At 68.0% G+C, this 19546-nt stretch carries 13 protein-coding genes; 5 read left to right on the plus strand and 8 right to left on the minus strand.

Going from position 1 to position 19546, the window contains the following annotated elements; genetic code table 11:
- Positions 1 to 366 precede the first annotated feature (366 nt).
- The gene (locus RT456_RS13980) at positions 367 to 1590 is read left to right on the plus strand and encodes a multifunctional CCA addition/repair protein (protein ID WP_313347643.1); all 1224 of its coding nucleotides are present in this window, start codon (positions 367 to 369) and stop codon (positions 1588 to 1590) included.
- A gap of 126 nt (positions 1591 to 1716) precedes the next feature.
- Here RT456_RS13980 and RT456_RS13985 read toward each other — a convergent pair whose 3' ends face one another.
- The 6 genes from RT456_RS13985 to RT456_RS14010 all read right to left on the minus strand — a co-directional run bounded on the left by RT456_RS13985 (position 1717) and on the right by RT456_RS14010 (position 10266).
- Entirely contained in the window at positions 1717 to 4428 is a 2712-nt protein-coding gene (locus tag RT456_RS13985; protein ID WP_313347644.1) for an autotransporter outer membrane beta-barrel domain-containing protein, read from the minus strand.
- A 187-nt stretch (positions 4429 to 4615) separates the two neighbouring features.
- A complete protein-coding gene (locus RT456_RS13990) occupies positions 4616 to 5683 on the minus strand; it encodes a heparan-alpha-glucosaminide N-acetyltransferase domain-containing protein (RefSeq protein WP_313347645.1) in 1068 nt (355 codons plus the stop codon).
- The gene (nagA, locus tag RT456_RS13995) at positions 5680 to 6828 is read right to left on the minus strand and encodes an N-acetylglucosamine-6-phosphate deacetylase (protein ID WP_313347646.1); all 1149 of its coding nucleotides are present in this window, start codon (positions 6826 to 6828) and stop codon (positions 5680 to 5682) included. Before nagA ends, RT456_RS13990 begins: the two co-directional genes overlap by 4 nt.
- Positions 6828 to 7856 carry an SIS domain-containing protein gene (locus RT456_RS14000; protein WP_313347647.1) on the minus strand — a complete coding sequence of 343 codons (1029 nt, stop codon included), beginning with the start codon at positions 7854 to 7856 and terminating at the stop codon, positions 6828 to 6830. Before RT456_RS14000 ends, nagA begins: the two co-directional genes overlap by 1 nt.
- Positions 7857 to 7863: 7 nt before the next feature.
- The gene (locus RT456_RS14005) at positions 7864 to 8931 is read right to left on the minus strand and encodes a LacI family DNA-binding transcriptional regulator (RefSeq protein ID WP_313347648.1); all 1068 of its coding nucleotides are present in this window, start codon (positions 8929 to 8931) and stop codon (positions 7864 to 7866) included.
- A gap of 42 nt (positions 8932 to 8973) precedes the next feature.
- Complete coding sequence (locus RT456_RS14010) at positions 8974 to 10266, minus strand: sugar MFS transporter (protein ID WP_313347649.1); 1293 nt, start codon at positions 10264 to 10266, stop codon at positions 8974 to 8976.
- Positions 10267 to 10633: 367 nt separating this feature from the next.
- On the opposite strand from RT456_RS14010, the gene RT456_RS14015 reads away from it, so the two are divergent.
- The 3 genes from RT456_RS14015 (at position 10634) to RT456_RS14025 (ending at position 16943) form a co-directional block, all read left to right on the plus strand.
- Positions 10634 to 11650, plus strand: coding sequence for a glucokinase family protein (locus RT456_RS14015; protein WP_313347650.1), 1017 nt, complete (start codon positions 10634 to 10636; stop codon positions 11648 to 11650).
- Positions 11651 to 11802: 152 nt separating this feature from the next.
- Positions 11803 to 14466, plus strand: coding sequence for a TonB-dependent receptor (locus RT456_RS14020; protein ID WP_313347651.1), 2664 nt, complete (start codon positions 11803 to 11805; stop codon positions 14464 to 14466).
- A gap of 140 nt (positions 14467 to 14606) precedes the next feature.
- A complete protein-coding gene (locus RT456_RS14025) occupies positions 14607 to 16943 on the plus strand; it encodes a family 20 glycosylhydrolase (RefSeq protein WP_313347652.1) in 2337 nt (778 codons plus the stop codon).
- A 135-nt stretch (positions 16944 to 17078) separates the two neighbouring features.
- Here the strand turns inward: RT456_RS14025 and RT456_RS14030 are convergent, their stop codons facing one another.
- Positions 17079 to 17468, minus strand: a complete 390-nt coding sequence (locus tag RT456_RS14030; RefSeq protein WP_313347653.1) for a VanZ family protein — start codon at positions 17466 to 17468, stop codon at positions 17079 to 17081.
- A 1-nt stretch (position 17469) separates the two neighbouring features.
- Entirely contained in the window at positions 17470 to 18654 is a 1185-nt protein-coding gene (locus tag RT456_RS14035) for a class I SAM-dependent methyltransferase (RefSeq protein WP_313347654.1), read from the minus strand.
- Positions 18655 to 18709: 55 nt separating this feature from the next.
- On the opposite strand from RT456_RS14035, the gene RT456_RS14040 reads away from it, so the two are divergent.
- A complete protein-coding gene (locus tag RT456_RS14040; protein ID WP_313347655.1) occupies positions 18710 to 19447 on the plus strand; it encodes a pteridine reductase in 738 nt (245 codons plus the stop codon).
- The last annotated feature ends 99 nt before the right edge of the window (positions 19448 to 19546 follow it).

Consider the following 19546-nt stretch of genomic DNA (forward strand, 5'->3'; position numbering starts at 1 on the left):
CGCAGCGGCGTTGCCGCGCGAACGGCAGCCGACTAACAGTCGGCTCTATCCCGTCGCGCGCTGGTAGAGCTGACTGTGCCGACTGGGTAGAGCTGACTGTTAGTCAGCTGAGCGCACAGCGCAGCGGCGTTGCCGCGCGAACGGCAGCCGACTAACAGTCGGCTCTATCCCGTCGCGCGCTGGTAGAGCTGACTGTGCCGACTGGGTAGAGCTGACTGTTAGTCAGCTAAGCGCGGAGCGCACCCGCGTTGCCGCGCGAACGGCAGCCGACTAACAGTCGGCTCTACCCAGTCGGCTCTACCCAGTCGGCTCTGCCCCGTCTTGCGCAGCCGGCCGGAACACCCCGGCCATGGCATCATTGCGCCCATGAAGACCTATCTCGTTGGCGGCGCCGTGCGCGACCGCCTGCTGCAGCGTCCTCCCGGCGACCATGACTGGGTGGTGGTCGGTGCGACCCAGCCGGAAATGGAAGCGCTGGGTTACAAGGCCGTGGGCAAGGACTTTCCGGTGTTCCTGCACCCGGACACGGGTGAGGAATACGCACTGGCGCGCACCGAACGCAAATCCGGGCGCGGCTACCGCGGCTTCGTGGTGGATGCCGATCCCTCGGTGACGCTGGAAGAAGACCTGCAGCGCCGCGACTTCACCATCAATGCCATCGCCTGCGACGAGGCCACCGGCACGCTGGTGGATCCGTACCAAGGCGTGCGCGACATCGAACAGCGCGTGCTGCGCCATGTCGGTCCGGCGTTCGTTGAAGATCCCCTGCGGGTGCTGCGTGCGGCGCGCTTCATGGCCCGCTTCGCACCGCTGGGGTTTACCGTGGCACCGGAGACACTGCAGCTCATGCGGCAGATCGCCGAGAGCGGCGAACTGGATGCGCTGGTGCCCGAACGGGTGTGGCAGGAACTGCGCCGCGTGCTGGCGTCGGCGCAGCCATCGGCGTTCCTGCGCACGCTGCACGACGCCGGCGCGCTCGGTGCCGTGTTGCCGGAGCTGGAGGCGCTGTACGGCGTGCCGCAACGCGCCGAGTTCCATCCGGAAGTGGACACCGGCGTGCATCAGGAGATGGTCAGCGACATGGCCGCCCGGCTCGCACCGGGCGACGACCTGGTCGGCTTCGCCGCGCTCACCCACGACCTGGGCAAGGGCCTCACCCCGCGCGAGGAGTGGCCGCGCCACCTCATGCACGAACAGCGCGGCATCGAACCGTTGCTGAAGTTGTGCGAGCGTCTGAAGGTACCGCTGGAACACCGCCAGCTGGCCGAGGCCGTGTGCCGCGATCATCTCAACGTGCACCGCATCGATGAACTGCGCGACGCCACGGTGCTGGAGCTGCTGGGCCGCTTCGATGGATTCAGGCGTCCAGAACGCATCGCCCGTATCGCGCTGTGCTGCGAGGCGGATGCACGCGGCCGCCTCGGTTTCCAGGACCGTCCCTACCCGCAGGGCGAAACGCTCAAGCGCCTGCACCAGGCCGCACTGGCGGTGCAGGCACGCGACCTGGACCTGACCCACCTGAAAGGCCCCGCCATCGGCGATGCGCTGGCCCGGGCAAGGATCAAGGCAATCGCGGATGCCCGCCGGTAGGGGGGGGCCAAAACAACCGAACGGTGACCCTTCCGCGGCAGTCGATCGGGATGCGACCTTACCGCTGCGGACACGTAGCGGTCGACCCGTTGTGCAGGCGCAGCCGCGTGCACAACGGCCGCTGCGCTAGAAGTCGAACCGCAGCCCGATGTTGCCCTCCACCACTTTGCGTTCCTTCTGCTGGCTGCTTTCCAGGTCACGGGTGTAGTCGGCCACCGCGAACGCGCTGACGTTGGCATTGAAGCGCGCCACGACGCCAACGCCGACTTCCAGCGCTCGGTACGCCTGCTGGCTCACCAGCGGGTCACCGCCGATGTCGACGCGGTCTTCGCCGCTGAGCGCCTGCCAGTAATTGAGCTTGAAGTAAGGCTGCCAACCGGTGTCGGCCAGCGCGTAGTCGCCCGCCACGCGCAGTCCCGCGCGGCCTGTCCACGCGTTGTCGCTGTCGATCCGCAAGGTGGCTACCGCATCTGCGCTGTCGTCCATGCGGGCGCGTTGCCAGATGACCTGCAGCTGCGGTTCCAGCCACCAATGTGACTGGCCCAAGCGCAGCAGGGGCCTGCCGATTTCCAGTGACGCCGTGGTTCCAGTGCCCTTCATATCCACGCCAAGCCCCCGGCTGGAGACGCTGTCGCCGTCGTAGCGGCTCTGCATCACCACCGCGTCCAGGTAGCCGTTCGCCGCACCCACGCGCGTCCAGTACAGGCCGGCGTGCTTGTCGTCCAGGCGGGCACGACCCGCTGCGACATTCTCCCAGCCGAGCGCAAAGCCGGTGACGTTGCCGCGTGCGCGGGTACGGCCCACGAACACGCCAACCTGGTCGCGGGTGTCCCCTGCATGGGCATACAGATCGGCGCCGGCCTGCACACCGACGAAATCGCCGTCGAAGCCGGGCTGCGCATCGCCGGCCCACTGCTGCTCGTGGCTCTGGCCGATCATGCGACCCCACGCCGCGCGGAAACCGCCCTCGCCGCGCAGCAGGCGCTGTTCACCCTGTCGCTCGTGGAAGGTCCCCAGGCTGGCCAGGCTCGCTTCGCGCACGAGCGGCGGTACGACCGCATACGGGGGGGTTTCCAAGCGATAGATCGGCACGACGGCTAGTGGCGACGGCCGCGCATTCGGCGTAGGCGGTACGAGCAGCGGGTTGGCCGGTGGAGACGGTTCACCTGGTGACACCACCGCCACCGGGGCGGGTACTGGACCGGGAACAAGGGTGGAACGCAGGTACCAGCTCTCACCCGTGCCTGCGCTCACCCCCCCCTTGAAGAGGTAGTAGTCGTAGGCGCCGGCCGATACCGAGCCACCGAGCGCGAAGGCGGTGGGGCTGGTCGTGGCCCCGTCCAGCGCCTGCACCAGCAGGATGCCATCGACCACGGTGCTGGCGCCGGTCCCGCCCACGTTGAGGATGTTCATCACCGTGCTCCCGGTGGCACTGCCACCGGCGATCACCAGGCGGTCCGACGCCGACGCATCTGCCCCCAGCACCGTCTGCAGCTGCAGCACTCCACCGTTGCCGACGTAATCGCCAACGATGGTGAAGCTGTCACCTGGCGTGCTCGTACCGCTGCTCAGGTCGATACGCCCGGCGTTGCTGACGGTGACGCGCTGGCCGGCGTTGAACGGCGCCACGCGCCCATTGCCGGCACCGGCCAGCAGCGCGCTGCTGGCGTCGATGGACAGGCTGCCGGTGCCGCTCGCTGCGTCACCCAAGGTGAGGGTGCCGTCCATTGTCAGCTCGGTGGCGCCGGTGGCGCTTACCTGCTCCCAGCCGCTGAACCGCCCCACGCCACCGGTTTTTACGTTGCCCAGGTCCAGGCGATCGTTGCCTGCACCGGCATCGAACGACGGCAGCGCCCCCAGCTGGGTCGGGGTCAGGTTGGCCAGGCTGGCCGTGTCGTTGCCTTCCCCGAATTCCACGGGTCCGCGCAGCACGCCGCCGCCACTCCATTCGAGACGGTCATTGCCGACGCTGAGCAGTACGCTGCCGCCGACCGTGCCACCGCTGATTTTGACGATGTCATCGCCGCCGCTGACGCTGATGTTGCCGCCGATGTCGCCCGCGGCAAGCTCCACGCGGTCCTTGCCCAGTCCGGTAACAAGATTGGCATCGATGCTCCCGCCGGACATCAGGAAGACGTTGTCATCCAGCTTCATGTTGACCCGACCGATGCGGCCGCCGGACATTTCAGCGGAGTCGCCATCGTCGAAGCCAGCGACAATGTGACCGGCGGTCATGCGGAAGCTGTCGTAGCCGTCGCCCTGCACCAGCGAGCCGATCGTGCCCCCCGTCATCACAAACGTATCGGGATCGCGGCTCTGGTTGACTTCACCAGAGACGGTGCCGCCACTGATTTCGAAGCGGTCTTCGCCGTCACCCTGGTCGATGCGGTCGATCACCCCGTCACGGACCGTCAAGGTGTCGGCCCCCGCACCCTGGAGCACGCCGCCGGTGATGCTTCCGGCCAGCATGTCCACGCGGTCGGCATCGGCGCCAAGCAAGATCGCGCCACTGCTGCCGGTGATGACGCCGCGGTTGACCAGCGTGGTGCCGGCATTGCTGAGGATCGCGAAGCCGCCGCTGTTGACGATGCTGCCGCTGTTGTTGATCTGATGACCACCTCCGCCATCCAGCGCGATCGCCGCGCCGCTGGTCAACGCCAGCTGCGCGCCGTTCTGCAGGGTGATGGTGATGTTCGCAGCACCCGTCTGGCTGACGATCGGAGTCGCATCAGGGTTCGGCGCGGCACTGGTGCAGGTAACGGTCTGTCCGGCGGTGGGCGCCGGGGTGTCACAGCCAGCCCAGGCCGGCACCGCAACACCCACCAGCAGGGTACCCAAAGCGCCACGCCAGCCAACGCCGAGGCAGCGTGCTACAGCAGACGCCAACCCATTGCGGGCGGGCACGGAGGCATGGTGTTGCATACACCCTTCCTTTCATCGAGTGAGGTGGGGTACTGCAACGGACCTTTGGTTCCCCCCGTAGGGCCGGCGCCGCTACTTTCTCTCCGCTCTCGTGACGGCCGGGTCAAATTTTCAGGTAGATGCGGCGGCGATCGAGCACCCAGGCCACACCCCACCACACCAGCACGAAGCCCACCGCACACAGCAGCGAGGCAAGCGGCGGCGTGCCTGGCAGCAACGAGGCGAGGAACGCGTACCAGGCCGCCCAGGCACCGCTGGCGATCAACACCAGCGCCATCACCGACGAGCCCAGATACGCCGCAATGGCATTGACCCCGAAGCGACGCCCGAGGGCCGGCCAGTGCAGGCGGTCCACCAGCAGGTGCGCCAGCAGCAGTGCGGCGATGGACAACCCGCCGCTCCACAGCACGTAGCTGGGTGTCCACAGGTTCTTGTTGAACGGCAGCACCGGCGCCAGCAGCAGACCACCGCCCAGCAGGACCAGCCCCAGTCCGCCGAGCGCGCCCAGGCGGCCCGCGCGCAGCCAGCGGCCGGCGATCAGCCCGAGCAGCGTGGTGGCGATGGCACCGGCGCTGCTGAGCAGGCCTTCGGGATCATGGCCGAGCCGGGTCACGGCGTCGTACTTGTACAGGAACGGCGCGAACAACGCGGTATCCACCCGGCTCACCGGGTTGTGCCACGGCGCCAGCGTATCGGCCCCGAGCAGCAGCGCCGCATAGCCCAGCAGCAGGCTGCCCAGTACCAGCCACTGCGTACGCGGCCGCGTGTGGATGGCCAGCAGGCCCACCACCGCCACGCACAGCGCGATCCGCTGCAGCACGCCCCACAGCCTGTAGGCCGGCAGCTCGAACAGCCACCAGGCCAATACGTGCAGCAATGCGCCGGCGATGAGGATGCGCAGCGCGCGCTGCAGCAGCGTGCGGCTCAATACCGGGCGCGCCGTGGGATCGCCGGCGCGCGGTGCCAGGCTGAAGGCCATCGAGACACCCGCAATGAACAGGAACAGCGGGAAGATCAGGTCGGTCGGGGTAAAGCCGTGCCACTCCGCGTGCAGCAGCGGCGCGTAGACATGGCTCCAGTCGCCAGGATTGTTGACCAGCAGCATGGCGGCCACGGTGAGCCCGCGCAGGGCGTCGATGGAGCCCATGCGCGTCGACAGGGACGTAGTCATGCGTCCTCGCGCTGTCCGGCAATCCAGGTGCTGCGGACCTGCAGCGCGTCGTCCAGCAGCACCAGGTCGGCCTGGTACCCTTCCGCGATCTCGCCCAGGCGGTCGTCCACGTTGAGGAACTGCGCCGGGTAGCGCGCGGCCATGCGCGCCGCTTCGTCCAGCGGCAGGCCCAGCAGCTGCACCGCATTGCGCACGGCGGTGGCCATGTCCAGCGCGGAGCCGGCCAGCGAACCGGCGGCATTGCGCACCACCCCGTCAACGGCGGTGATCACTTCGCCATACAGTTCGTAGCTGGGGCTGTCCGCGCCCACCGGCGGCATGGCATCGGTCACCAGCATGACCTTGCCGCGCGGCTTGGCGGCCAGCGCCACGCGCAGGCTGGCCGGATGCACGTGCACGCCGTCGGCGATGATGCCGATCCAGCTGTCCCGGTCTTCCAGTGCGGCGCCCACGGCGCCCGGCTCGCGGCCGGTCAGCGGCGACATCGCGTTGTACAGATGGGTGAAGCCACGGATGCCGGCATCCAGCCCGGCGCGTGCTTCTTCATAGGTGGCCGCGGTATGCCCGGCGGCCACGATCACGCCGCGCTCGACCAGCGCGCGGATGCTGTCCAGTGGCACCCGTTCCGGTGCCAGGGTCAGCAGGGTCACGCCGTTGTCGAGCGAGGCCGCCATCGCGATCTCGTCGGCATCGGGCACGCGGAACTTGTTGGCGTCGTGCGTGCCCTTCCGCGCGGGCGCGATGTAGGGCCCTTCCAGGTGGATGCCGATGACGCCCGGCACGCCCTGCCCGATCGCCACGCGGGTGGCCTCGATGGCCGTGCGCATCACCTGCACGTCGTCGCTGATCAGGGTGGGCAACAACGCGGTGGTGCCGAAGCGGCGGTGCGCGGCGGCCAGCGTGCGCAGGCTCTCCACGTCGGGCGTGTTGTTGAACAGCACCCCGCCACCGCCATTGACCTGCGCATCGATGAAACCGGGCAGCAGCCAGCCGCCGCCCAGGTCCACCTGCTCATCGGCACTGCCCAGCTGCGGCGCGGCGTCGGAGACCAGCGCCGTGATGCGCCCGTCTTCGATGACCACCGCCAGGTCGTCGCGGAACCCGTCACCGGTGAGGATGCGTGCGTTGCGCAGGACGGTCTTCATCAGACGGTCTCCGTAACCTTGTTCAGGTGCGGCGGCAGGTCCGGGTTGTGCCCGCGCCGCAGCGCCAGTGCATTGATCGCACGGTAGAAGGCCTGCACGGTCAGCAGTGGCGCGCATGCCGGGTGTGGCGCCGCCGGCAGCATCAGGTCGCCGTCTTCGGCGGCCAGCCACACCTGGGCATCGCGCGCCGCGAATTCCTGCAGCACCGCGCGGGTACCGGCGCCGGTTTCGTCCGGTTGGGCGAAGGCCAGCACCGGGAAGCCGGGGCCAACCAGCGCCATCGGGCCGTGCTTGACCTCGGCCGAGCTGTAGGCCTCGGCATGCAGGCCGCAGGTTTCCTTGAACTTCAGCGCCGCCTCCTGCGCCGCCGCCAGGCCCAGGCCGCGGCCGAGCACGAACAGGTTGTGCGCGGGCACGAGGCCCTCGGTGAGCGCCGACCAGTCGCTGTTCCAGGCGTGCCGCAGTGCGTCGGGCAGCGTGCGCAGCGATGCGATCAGCCCCGCATCCTGGCTCCAGTACGCCACCAGCTGCAGGATCGCCGAGAGCGAGGCGAGGTAGCTCTTGGTTGCCGCCACGCTGCGTTCGGCACCGGCGCCGAGCGGGATCACCGTTTCGGCCAGCTGCGCCAGTGGTGAATCCTCCACGTTGACCAGCGCCACCACGCGCGCGCCGGCCGCGCGTGCGGCCTCTGCATTGCGCAGCAGGTCCGGGCTCTTGCCCGACTGCGAAATCACGATGTACAGCGCGCCGCGCAGCTGCAGCGGCGATTCGTAGACCGAGCCCACCGACGGCGACGCCGATGCGGTGACCAGCCCCAGCCGGGTTTCCAGCAGGTACTTGGCGTAGGTGGCCGCGTGGTCGGAGCTGCCGCGCGCGCAGGTGACCACGAACGGCGGCGGCGCGGCGCGCAACGTTGCGGCCAGCGTTTCCACTGCAGACTGGTTGCGCGCGAACTGCGCAGCGATCACGTCGGCCGCTTCGGCGGCTTCGCGGAACATCAGGGTGTCGTGGGGCGCGGGCAATGACATGCGGGGCTCAGGTGGTTTCAGGAGTGGGTGGGCGTGTGGCGAGCGGCCGCATCGGCGCGGTGGAGCCGCGCACGACCAGCTGCGGGACGAAGCCCTGGTTCTGCAGCTGCAGCGGCGTATCGTCGTACGCGTCGCTGCGCAGCTGCGCGATCAACAGCCGCGCCGCGTGGCGCGCGATGTCTTCGGTGGCCTGCTTGGCGGTGGTCAGCGGCGGCCAGGACTGGCGCGAGAACGGGCTGTCCTCGAAGCCGGCAATGGACAGGTCATACGGCACGTTCATGCCAGCCGACTTGGCGGCCGCCAGCACGCCGGCGGCGATCTCGTCGTTGGAACCGAAGATGGCGGTGGGCGGTTCGCGCAGCGCCAGCAGCCGGCGTGCGCCGCGGAAGCCGTCGTCGAAGGTGTAGTCGCCCTGCACCACCAGGTGCTTGTCGATGCTCATGCCGTAGTCGCGCAGCGCCGCCTCGTAGCCGGCATGGCGCTCGCCGCTGGACCGGTGCGACGTGCCACCCCACAGGAAGCCGATGCGCTGGTGACCGAGCTGGATCAGGTGTTCGGTGATCTCGTAGGCGGCCTCGCGGTCGTCCACGAACACGCACGCCCCGTCCTGCGGATCGGCCGTGGCGGCAATGATGCGTACCAGCTTGATGCCGCGTGCGGTCAGGGCCGCCACCAGGTCGCCGCGCTCGGACATCGGCGCGGTCAGCACCAGCCCGGCCAGGCGCGAACGCTGCACCCAGTCGGCCAGTTCCTCGGCCAGCATCGGCGAGCTGGAATCACAGGGATGGATCTGCAGCCCGAAGCCGGTCTCCCGGCAGGCCGCCAGCACGCCGTTCTGCACGCCGATGATGTGGTACGGGTTGGGGTTGTCGTACACCAGCCCGATCACCAGCGTGGTGCCGGTGCGCAGGTTGCGCGCGGCCGGATCCGGTTCGTAATCCAGCTCGGCGATGGCGCGGAGTACCCGTGCACGCGTGGCCTGCATCACCGAGGGTTCGTTGTTGATGACCCGCGACACGGTCTTCAACGACACCTTGGCCCGTTCGGCGACATCCTTGATGGTCGCTCTGCGCATGCTCTTTTCCTGGGTCACCGGTTGAGCGTCCATGATCGCCGATCACTGCCCATCGCGGGGCAGCCCGATCCGATGGCCGCGCAGGGAGTAGAACAGGATGTACAGGTAGCACGGCACCATCAGCGCGGCGAACACCCACTGGAAGTCGAAATGCTGCTTGAGCACCGCGAACGCCTGCGGGATGATCGCGCCGCCGGCAATGGCCATCACCAGCAGGGCCGAACCGGTCTCGGTGAAACGGCCCAGGCCACGGATCGCCAGGGGGAAGATCGCCGGCCACATCATCGCGTTGGCGAAGCCCAGCGCGGCCACGAAGCCCACCGACACGTAGCCGTGGGTGAGCAGTGCGCCGATGCAGAACAGCACGCCCAGGCTGGCGGAAATGCTCAGGTAACGCGACTGCGAGACCAGGTGCGGGATCAGCGCCAGGCCGACCAGGTAGCCCAGCAGCATGGCGAACAGCGTGATGGAGGTGAACAGCTTGGTCTGGTCCAACGGCAGGCCGAAACCGTGCCCATACGTCCCAATCGCATCGCCGGCCATCACTTCCACGCCCACGTACACGAACAGGCACAGCACGCCCAGCCACAGGTGCGGGAACTGGAAGATGCTGGTGCGTTCGGCCAGGCCCGGCGCGCGCGCCGGCGTGGCGTTGGCCTCGGCCGTCTTGATCTCCGGCAGCGGCGAGAACAGCACGCCGACCGCCAGCACGACCAGCAGGCCGGCCATGGCCATGTACGGCATCTGGATCTTGGCGGCGAAGGTATCCAGCAGCGCGTTGCGGGTGACCGGATCGGCGGCAGCGACCTTGTCGGACAGGTCACCGATGCCATGCAGCACCAGCGTGCCGATCAGGAACGGCGCGATCATGCCGGCGATCTTGTTGCAGATGCCCATCAGCGCGATGCGCCGCGCGGCCGTTTCGATCGGGCCCAGGATGCTGATGTACGGGTTGACCGCGGTCTGCAGCAGGGCCAGCCCGCTGCCGATGATGAACAGGCCGCTGAGCGCGCCGGGATACCAGCGCTGCTGGGCGAAGTGCGCGAACACCACCGCGCCGGCGGCCATCACCAGCAGGCTCAGGCTCAGGCCCTTCTTCATGCCGGTGCGCTTGAGGATCCACGACGCCGGCAGGGCCAGGAAGAAGTAGGACAGGTAGAAGACCATCAGCACCAGGAAGGCGCCCACCTCGTCCAGCTCGAAGGCCAGTTTGACGAAGGTGATGAGCGGGCCGTTGAGCCAGGTGAAGAAGCCGATCAGGAAGAACAGCACCCCGATGATGAGGATCGAGGTGGCCACGCTCGAACGCGCGGAGGCAGCAGGCACTGCGGACATCTGGAAGGCTCCTGCATCGACGGCGCGCGGGCGGCGTCGGAAGAGTGGCTGGGAACAACGTTGTCACATTTATTCGATGGGCCACCCGGGTTTGTCAACAATTGGTTTGGCCACCGACCCGCTGTCTGCGCATGCTGCACCTGCGCAGAAGTCCCGCCACGCCCCGCCCCGCCTTCACAGAGCCACTGGTTGCAACGGGTTTGCGAAAACATGACCGCAGTTGACTGAAAACGTTTTCTTGTGACACAGGTCGCTGCGGCGCAGCATCGAAAGTGTGAGGTTATCGTTGACATCGTTGTCAGAACGATTACAGACTCCGCTCAATCGCCGGGTCCAGACCTGGCCGTACGTACCCAAGGGAGCCCGTGTGACCGCAGCCGCCCATGCCCTACCGGCCAACGCCACCTCCGCGCCGCCGTCCTTCCTGGCCGCCGATGTGGGGGGCACGCATGTCCGCGTGGCCCGGGTGCAGGCCGGCCCGGACCCGGCCCATCCGGTGCAGCTGCTGGAGTACCGCAAGTTCCGCAATGCCGACTACCCCGGCCTGAGTGCGATCCTGCAGGCGTTCCTGGCCGACGGCGAGCGCCCCGCGCACTGCGTGGTGGCCACCGCCGGCTACGCCCGCGACGACGGCACCGTGATCACCGCGAACGTGCCGTGGCCGCTGTCTGCCCGCCAGATCGAGCGTGACCTCGGGCTGGACGCCGTCTACATCGTCAACGACTTCGAGGCCGTGGCCTACGCCGCCGCGCAGGTGGATGCCAGCGGCGTGCTGCAGCTCACCGGCCCCGCCACCGCACCGCGCGGCCCGACCCTGGTGGTCGGCCCGGGCACGGGCCTGGGGGCGGCGGTCTGGATTCCCACCGCGCATGGCGCGGTCGTGCTGGCCACCGAAGCCGGTCAACCGACGCTGGCGGCGAGTACCGAGCTGGAGATGGCGATCGTGCGGCAGATGCAGCGCGAACACGCGCATGTCTCGGTCGAGCACGCGTTGTCCGGCCCCGGCCTGATGAACCTCTACCGCGCGCTGTGCGCGATCGAGGGCCAGCCCGCCGTACTGGGCACGCCCGATGCGATCACCGCGGCCGCCATGAGCAACCAGGACGTGCTGGCGCGCCAGAGCCTGGAGGTGTTCTGCGGCCTGCTCGGCAGCACCATCGGCGACATGGCACTGCAGTACGGCGCGCACGGCGGGGTGTACCTGGCCGGCGGCATCCTGCCGCATATCCGCGAGTTCCTGGTGAACAGCACCTTCGTGGCGCGGTACCTCAACAAGGGCCCGATGCGCGAGGCGCTGGAACGCATTCCCGTGAAAGTGGTCGAGCACGGGCAGCTGGGCGTCATCGGCGCCGCCAGCTGGTACCTCGGCCGCAACGAATCGTAAGTCACCGCTGCGTCCTCTCCGGACGCACGGGCAACGCAACACGCAGTACGTGGAAGGTAGGTCGCGCACCGGCAACGGTCGCTGGGCAAGGTCGTACGCATCGCAAACCGCACGCCGTCGCTGGCGCACACAGATTGATGAGGAGAGACATCATGAACCACCGCAAGAGCCTGCTTTCGGCAGCCATTTTCAGCTGTCTTGCCTTCGGCGCCCACGCGCAGGACGCACAGCCCACCGCCACCGACCTGGACACCGTCACCGTTACCGGTATCCGCGGTTCGATGGAGAAGTCCCTCGACACCAAGCGTGAAGCCAATGCGCGCCTGGAAGTGGTGACCGCCGAAGACGTCGGCAAGCTGCCGGCGCACAACGTGGCCGACACCCTGCAGCGCCTGCCCGGCGTGAACATCAGCTCGGCCAGCGCCGACGAAGGCGGCTTCGACGAAGCCGACCGCGTCAGCCTGCGCGGCACCAGCCCTAGCCTGACCCAGACCCTGATCGACGGCCACAGCGTCGGCTCGGCCGACTGGTTCGTGCTCAGCCAGGGCAACAACGTGGGCCGCAGCGTCAGCTACTCGCTGCTGCCGTCCGAGCTGGTCAGCTCGGTGGAAGTGAACAAGTCCTCGCAGGCCAAGCTGCAGGACGGCGGCACCACCGGTACCGTCAACATCATCACCCGCAAGCCGCTCCAGTTCGCCAAGCCGTTCAGCGCCGAAGCGTCGCTGGGCGCGGTGCGCTCGGACCAGGCCGATTCAACCGATCCGCAGTTCTCGGGCCTGGTCAACTGGAAGAACGACAGCGACACCTTCGGCGTCATGCTGCAGGCCTTCTACCAGAAGCGTGAGCTGCGCCGCGAGGCGCAGGAAATCCCGGGCGGCTTCTTCAAGATCGCCGCGACCGATCCGGTCGCCGCGACCAACCCGGACCTGATCGGCGTGAACGTGCCGGGCCTGCTGGGCTCGACCCTGTTCGAACAGACCCGTGAGCGCAAGGGCGGGTTGCTGACGTTCCAGTGGAAGCCGATGGACAACCTGACGCTGGGCCTGAGCGGCTTCACCTCGGAACTGGAAGCCAACAACTACAACCGCAATTACATGATGTGGGGCGGCAACTTCGCCAGGACCCAGGCGCCGAACCCGGGCTACACCATCACCGACGGCGTGCTCAGCAACGCCACCTACGCGGGCGTGCCGGGCACCAACTACGCCGTGTACGACATGATCTACCGTGAGGCGACGGCCAAGACCAGCTATGTCACCTTCGACGCCGACTGGCAGATCAACGACAACCTCGGTGCCAAGTTCCAGGCCGGCACCACCAAGGGCACCGGCGAGACGCCGCGCCAGTTCATCGCCGAAGTCACCCTGGGCCAGGGCGGCGGCGCCAGCTGGGCCACCCATGGGGCGGGTTCGCCGGTGGATTGGAACGTGGGCGGCGACACCAGCCCGAGCGGCGTGAGCAGCTTCGGCACCTGGGGCAACCAGCAGGTCAAGGCGGAAGACAAGGAAGACTGGGCATCGCTCGACTTCAACCAGTACTTCAGCGACGGTGGCGCGCTGAGCTCGCTGGACTTCGGCCTGCGCTTCGCCGACCACGAGCGTGAGGCGTTGTCGCCGGAAGGCGCCAGCCCGGGCGACATCTGGTCGGCACTGGAAGGCAGCGCCACGGGCAACTACCCGGGCAACTTCGCCAGCGGCATCGGCGGCACCTTCCCGCGCAACGTCTGGTATTACACCCCGGATGCGCTGCAGACCGCGATCCTCAACAACTCCACCTGGCTGTCCAACAACGACGGCCCCACCGGGCGCCACAACTACGGCGCCGAGTGGAAGGTGAAAGAGAAGAACTTCGCCGCGTACGTGCAGGCCAACTTCACCGGTGACTGGTGGAGCGGCAACATCGGCCTGCGTTACGTGGACATCAAGCAGGACATCGACACCTACCTGGCGGTGAGTGACGCGTCCCGCGCCGATGTGAGCAGCCTGTTCGGCATGTGGCAGCGCCAGGCCTTCCAGAACAAGTACGACCGCGTGCTGCCCAGCGCCAACATCAAGTTCGACCTGGACGACAACCTGGTGCTGCGCGTGGCCGCGTCGCAGACCCAGACCCTGCCGGACTACTCGGCACTGGGTGCGTCTGCATGGGGTTCGGACCTGAACAAGACCGGCGGTGGCGGCAACCCGGAACTGAAGCCGACCATCGGCAGCAACCTGGACGCCAACCTGGAGTGGTACTTCATGCCACGCGGCCTGCTGTCGGTCGGTGCGTACCATATCGACCTGAAGGACTACGTCGCCTTCGACGTGATCAACAAGCAGCTCTTCAGCGAACTGACCAACCAGCTTGAAACCTATGCCGTGTCCACCCCGATCAATGCCGACGGCAAGGTCACTGGCGTGGAAGTGGCGTACGAGCAGCCGATCGGCGAGAACTTCGGTTTCAACGCCAACTACACCTACGCCAACGGCAGCTCGGCGCACACCTGGGCCGACGGCAGTCACAACCTGCTGGGCACCTCGAAGAACACCTACAACGTGGGCGCCTTCTTCGAGAACGACACCTTCGGCGCACGCGTCAGCTACACCCGTCGCTCCTCGTTCCTGATCAGCCTGTCCGGTGCCAACCCGTACTACCAGGATGATTTCGGCACGCTGTCGGCATCGCTCAGCTACGCGCCCACCAAGTGGATGAGCATCACCCTGGACGGCCTGAACCTCAACAACCCGACCTACAAGTACTACCAGAGCGCGTCCATTCCGACCTCGTTCTACTCCAACGGTCGCCAGTACTACCTGAACTTCCGCTTCAAGTATTAAGGTGGCATCGGTGTGCCGGCCGACGGCCGGCGCATCTCGTGGGCCTTACCGGCCCACTGAAAACGGGCCCGCCATCCGGGCCCGTTTTTCGTCGCCGGGCACGGCCCGGCGCTACAACACCGCACCAAAGGAATGACCCGATGCAGACCCGCACCCGTCGTACCTCGCTGTCGCTGCTGTCCTTCGCACTGGCATTGACCCTTGCCCCGCTGGCGCATGCCGCCGACGCGGCCCCCGCCGAAGGCCCCCGTGCCCTGCCCGGCTCGCTGCCCCTGATTCCCGTGCCGGCCCATCTCGAACGCGTCGATGGCGCTGGCTACACCGTGACCTCCACCACCGCGCTGCGCGCCCAGGGCGACACCGCCCGCCGGGTGGCGGGCCAGTTCGCCCACGTGCTGCGCCGCAGTGGCGGCCCGACGCTGCAGCTGTCCAGCGCGCGCGGTACCGACGGCGTGCGCTTCGTGCTCGACGGCACGCTCAAGACCGGTGCCGAGGGCTACCAGCTGCGCAGCGATGCGCGCGGCGTGACCGTGCAGGCCGCCACCGAGACCGGCCTGTTCTACGGTGCCGCCACGCTCTCGCAGCTGCTCACCGGTGGCAGCAACGGCGCCCTGCCCGCGCTGCGCATCGACGATGCACCGCGTTTCAGCTGGCGCGGCCTGATGCTCGACTCGGCACGCCATTTCCAGAGCCTGGACGAGATCAAGCAGGTGCTCGATGCCATGGCCGAGCAGAAGCTCAACACCTTCCACTGGCACCTCACCGACGACCAGGGCTGGCGCATGGAGATCAAGCGCTACCCGAAACTGACCGGCGTCGGCAGCTGCCGCATTCCGGCCGGCGACGGTGGCCGCGACCCGGCCACCGGTGCGCCGCGCCCGTACTGCGGCTTCTACACGCAGGACCAGATCCGCGAGGTCATCGCCTACGCGGCGGCGCGCCACATCCAGGTCATTCCCGAGATCGACGTACCCGGCCATGCCACGGCCGCGATCGCCGCGTATCCCGAACTGGGCACGATCGATACGCCGCTGCAGCCGCTGAGCGAATGGGGCGTGTTCCCCAACCTGTTCAATACCGAAGAAAGCACGTTCGCGTTCCTGGAAAACGTGCTGGCCGAAGTGGTCGAGCTGTTCCCGGCCAAGTACGTGCATGTGGGTGGCGACGAGGCGGTCAAGGACCAGTGGGAAGCCTCGGCCCGCGTGCAGGCGCGCATGCGCGAGGTGGGTGCCACCCATGAAATGGACATGCAGAGCCACCTGATCAAGCGCCTGGAGAAGTACCTGGAGCAGCACGACCGGCGCCTGATCGGCTGGGATGAGATCCTTGAAGGCGGCCTGCCTCCGGAGGCCACGGTGATGTCGTGGCGCGGTACCGAAGGCGGTCTCAAGGCGGCCAGCGAGGGCCACGATGTGGTGATGTCCCCGGTCACCGACATGTACATGGATTACCTGCAGACGAACTCACCCAACGAACCGCCGGGCCGTCCGCTGAGCACGCCGCTGGGCCGCGTGTATGGCTTCGAGCCGGTGCCCGCGACGCTCGCCCGCGACAAGCAGCAGCACATCCTCGGGCTGCAGGCCAACATGTTCACCGAGCACACGCGCAGCTATGCGCGCCTGCAGCACAACCTGTTCCCGCGCCTGGCGGCGGTGGCCGAAACCGGCTGGTCGCCGCGCGAGCGCCGCGACTTCGCCGACTTCCTGGCCCGCCTGCCGTCGCAGCTGCAGCGCTGGCAGGCGATGGGTATCGCCTACGCGCAGACCCCGTTCGAGGTGGAGGCCGACATCCGTGACGACCGCAAGGCCGGCACCGCCACCTTGGCGCTGCGCACCCCGCTGGGCTACGACATCCACTACAGCGTGGACGGCAGCGCCGTGACCGCACAGTCGCCGCGTTACACCGTGCCCCTGCAGCAGCCGCTGCCGGTCGGCCTGCAGGCGGCGACGTTCTTCGACGGCCAGGCGCTGGCCAAGGCCGCCAGCCGCTTCGACGTGACGGCGGCGTCGCTGCTGCGCCGTACCGATGAACAGCTGGCCCTGTGCCCGGGTGAAGGCAAGCTGTTGCTGCGCCTGGAAGACGACGGCCCGGCCGATGGCGAGCGTGCGATCTTCAACGTCAACATCTTCAACCCCTGCTGGCGGTGGGAAGGCGCCGATGTGGACGGCATCGCGAAACTGCGCGTGCGCGCGGGACAGATTCCGTACTACTTCCAGCTGGCCCATGACGAACCGCAGCGTCGCTTCGTTGCCGCCCGCAGCAAGCACGGCGAGATGGACATCCTCAACGCGCAGTGCGACGGCTCGCCGTTGGCCAGCGTGCCGTTGCCGGCCACGCCCGGTGCCGATGGTTTCATCACGCTGGAGGCCGCGCTGCCGCGCTCGCTGAAGGGCGCGCAGGATCTGTGCGTGCGCTTCACCGGCGATACGCGCCCGACGATGTGGGTGCTGGACGCGTTGACCCTGGTTCCTCGTTGAACCGGGGTGTCCGGCATCGCTTGGAGCCGGCCAGCGGCCGGCGCTACATGGTGCATTAGGCATCGCTTGGAGCCGGCCAGCGGCCGGCACTACCTGGGGTGTCCGGCATCGCTTGGAGCCGGCCAGCGGCCGGCACTACCCTCGCAGGCGAATCAACGTGTCGCGCAACGGCGTGAATGCCAGCGCCATCCCTGCGATCACGCCGATGCTGTTGGCCAGCGCATCCATGGGATCGGCCATGCGGTTGTCGGTCAGCGCGCCCTGCAGGAATTCGATGCCGACGCCGAGCCCGACCAGCCCGACACCGGCCCAGATCAGCGCCGCGCGCGTGCGGTAGATCTGCACTGCCGAACCGGCCAGCACGAAGTACGCGAGGAAATGCTCCACCTTGTCGCTGTTCGGCGGCAGGTCCAGCGGCGGCGGCGGAATCAGGCACACGGTGATCGTCACGACGATCGCCAGCCACCACAGCCCCAGCCAGAAACGCGGGTAGCGCAGCGGTTTCAACATCCCTGTCGTGGCCATCTCAGAGCCGCCAGGTCAGGTCGCCGAGCAGGAACGCGGGTTCGAAATCCACGTCACGCTGGAACCCCATCACCTGGAAACGTTCGCCCATCTGGCTGGGCAGGGTGAGCTTCTTGACCTGGTCGCGCAGCCGCAGCTTGCCGACCTCGTCCGTACGCTCTTCGGCCAGCGCGAGCAACGCATCCAGGCCGTTGCCGAGCAGGAAGCTGGACTGGCTGGAATAGCCGGCCAACTCGAATCCGGCATGCGTGCCCGCCTCGGCCAGCGCAGTGAAATCCACCGACGCGGTCAGGTCCTGCAGGCCGGGCCACAGGAACACGTCGTTGTGCACGTGGTGGCGATAGAAGGCGCGCACGGTGCCGTCGTCGCGGTCGTCCTGGTAGTACTCGTTGCGCGGGTAGCCATAATCGACGAACAGCATCGCACCGCGCTTCAGGCCGCCGGCCACCGCCTGGATCCAGTACGGCAGGTGCGGCAACAGTTCGGAACGGTAGCCATCGGCGAAAGGCTTTTCACGGTAGCGCTCCAGGTGACGCACCGCCGAGGTGAGCAGCGCATCGGCCGGCTGCGCACCGCGCATGAAGCGGCCGTCGGCATCCAGCTCCACGGTCTCTTCATAGACCATGCCGTCGCGGGCGAGGAAGCGCGGGGTGGGCAGCGCGTCGATCACCTCGTTGGCGAACACCACGCCATCCCAGTCATCGTCGAACGGGCCGTCCAGCCACTCCACCAGCGCGAACAGCGGGGGGATCAACGCCTGCTCCAGCCGCTCGCGCTGGCGTTCGCGCAGGTCGGCGCTGGGCTCCAGGATCGCGTAGCGCTCGGGCAGCGCGTCCAGTTCGAGCATGCGCTTGAGCAGGATCTCGGCGAAGGCACCGCTGCCGCCGCCCAGCTCCAGGAAGCGGGCCCGCGGGCCAAGCTGCTGCATCACCGGTGCGATGGCATTGGCCAGGGTGGCGGTGAACAGCGGCCCCATCTCGGGCGCCGTGGTGAAATCGCCACTTTCGCCGAACTTGCTGGCACCGGCGCTGTAGTAGCCCAGGCCGGGGGCGTACAGGCTCAGTTCCATGAACCGTGCGAACGGCATCGCGCCGCCGTTGGCGAGGATTTCCGCACGCAGGGCGGCGGCCAGTTCGTCGCTGTGGGCCAGGGCGTCGGAATCGGGCGTGGGCAGTGAGGAATGCATGGTGCAGGCGATTGCGGTGACAATGCACAGCATAGCCGAGCAGGAAGGAGCCCCGATGACCGCCACCACACCCGTCGTGCTGATCACCGGCAGCGCGCGCCGGATCGGCGCGGCCATTGCCCGTCAGTTCCACGCCTGCGGCTGGTCGGTGGTGCTGCACGCCCACACCTCCACCGCCGAACTGCAGCAGATGGCCTTCGACCTGGACATGCTGCGCCCGGGCAGCGTGCTGGCACTGCAGGCCGACCTGCGCGACGCCGACGCCCTGCCCGACCTGGTCGAACAGACAGTGGCCCAGTTCGGCCGGCTGGACGCGCTGGTCAACAACGCCTCCAACTTCTACCCCACCCTGCTGGGCCAGATCACCGCGGAGCAGTGGGATGACCTGTTCGCGGTCAACGCCCGTGCGCCGCTGCTGCTGGCCCAGGCCGCCGCGCCGCAGCTGCGCCGCCACCAGGGCTGCATCGTCAACCTGACCGATTTCCACGGCACCCAGCCGATGCGCGACCACCCGGTCTATGCGGCGGCCAAGGCGGCGCTGGAAATGATCACCCGTTCGCTGGCCCTGGAGCTGGCGCCGAAGGTGCGGGTCAACGCGGTGGCGCCCGGCGCGATCCTGTGGCCGGAACACGGCAAGGACGACTACGCCCAGCAGGCCCTGCTGGCACGCACGCCATTGGCCCGGACCGGGACGGTCGAGGAAATCGCCGAGGCGGTGTACTGGCTGGTCAGCGACGCCCCGTTCGTGACCGGGCATACGCTGCGGGTGGATGGTGGGCGGAGTTTGACGTGATGACAAGGCCCGCATGATGCGCCTGGAAACCGGTAGTGCCGGCCGCTGGCCGGCTCCATGCATCGCCTGACATCGCCAATGCCGGCCGCTGGCCGGCTC

Origin of the sequence: Stenotrophomonas sp. (assembly GCF_032099025.1) — a bacterium.
Classification (GTDB): Bacteria; Pseudomonadota; Gammaproteobacteria; order Xanthomonadales; family Xanthomonadaceae; genus Stenotrophomonas.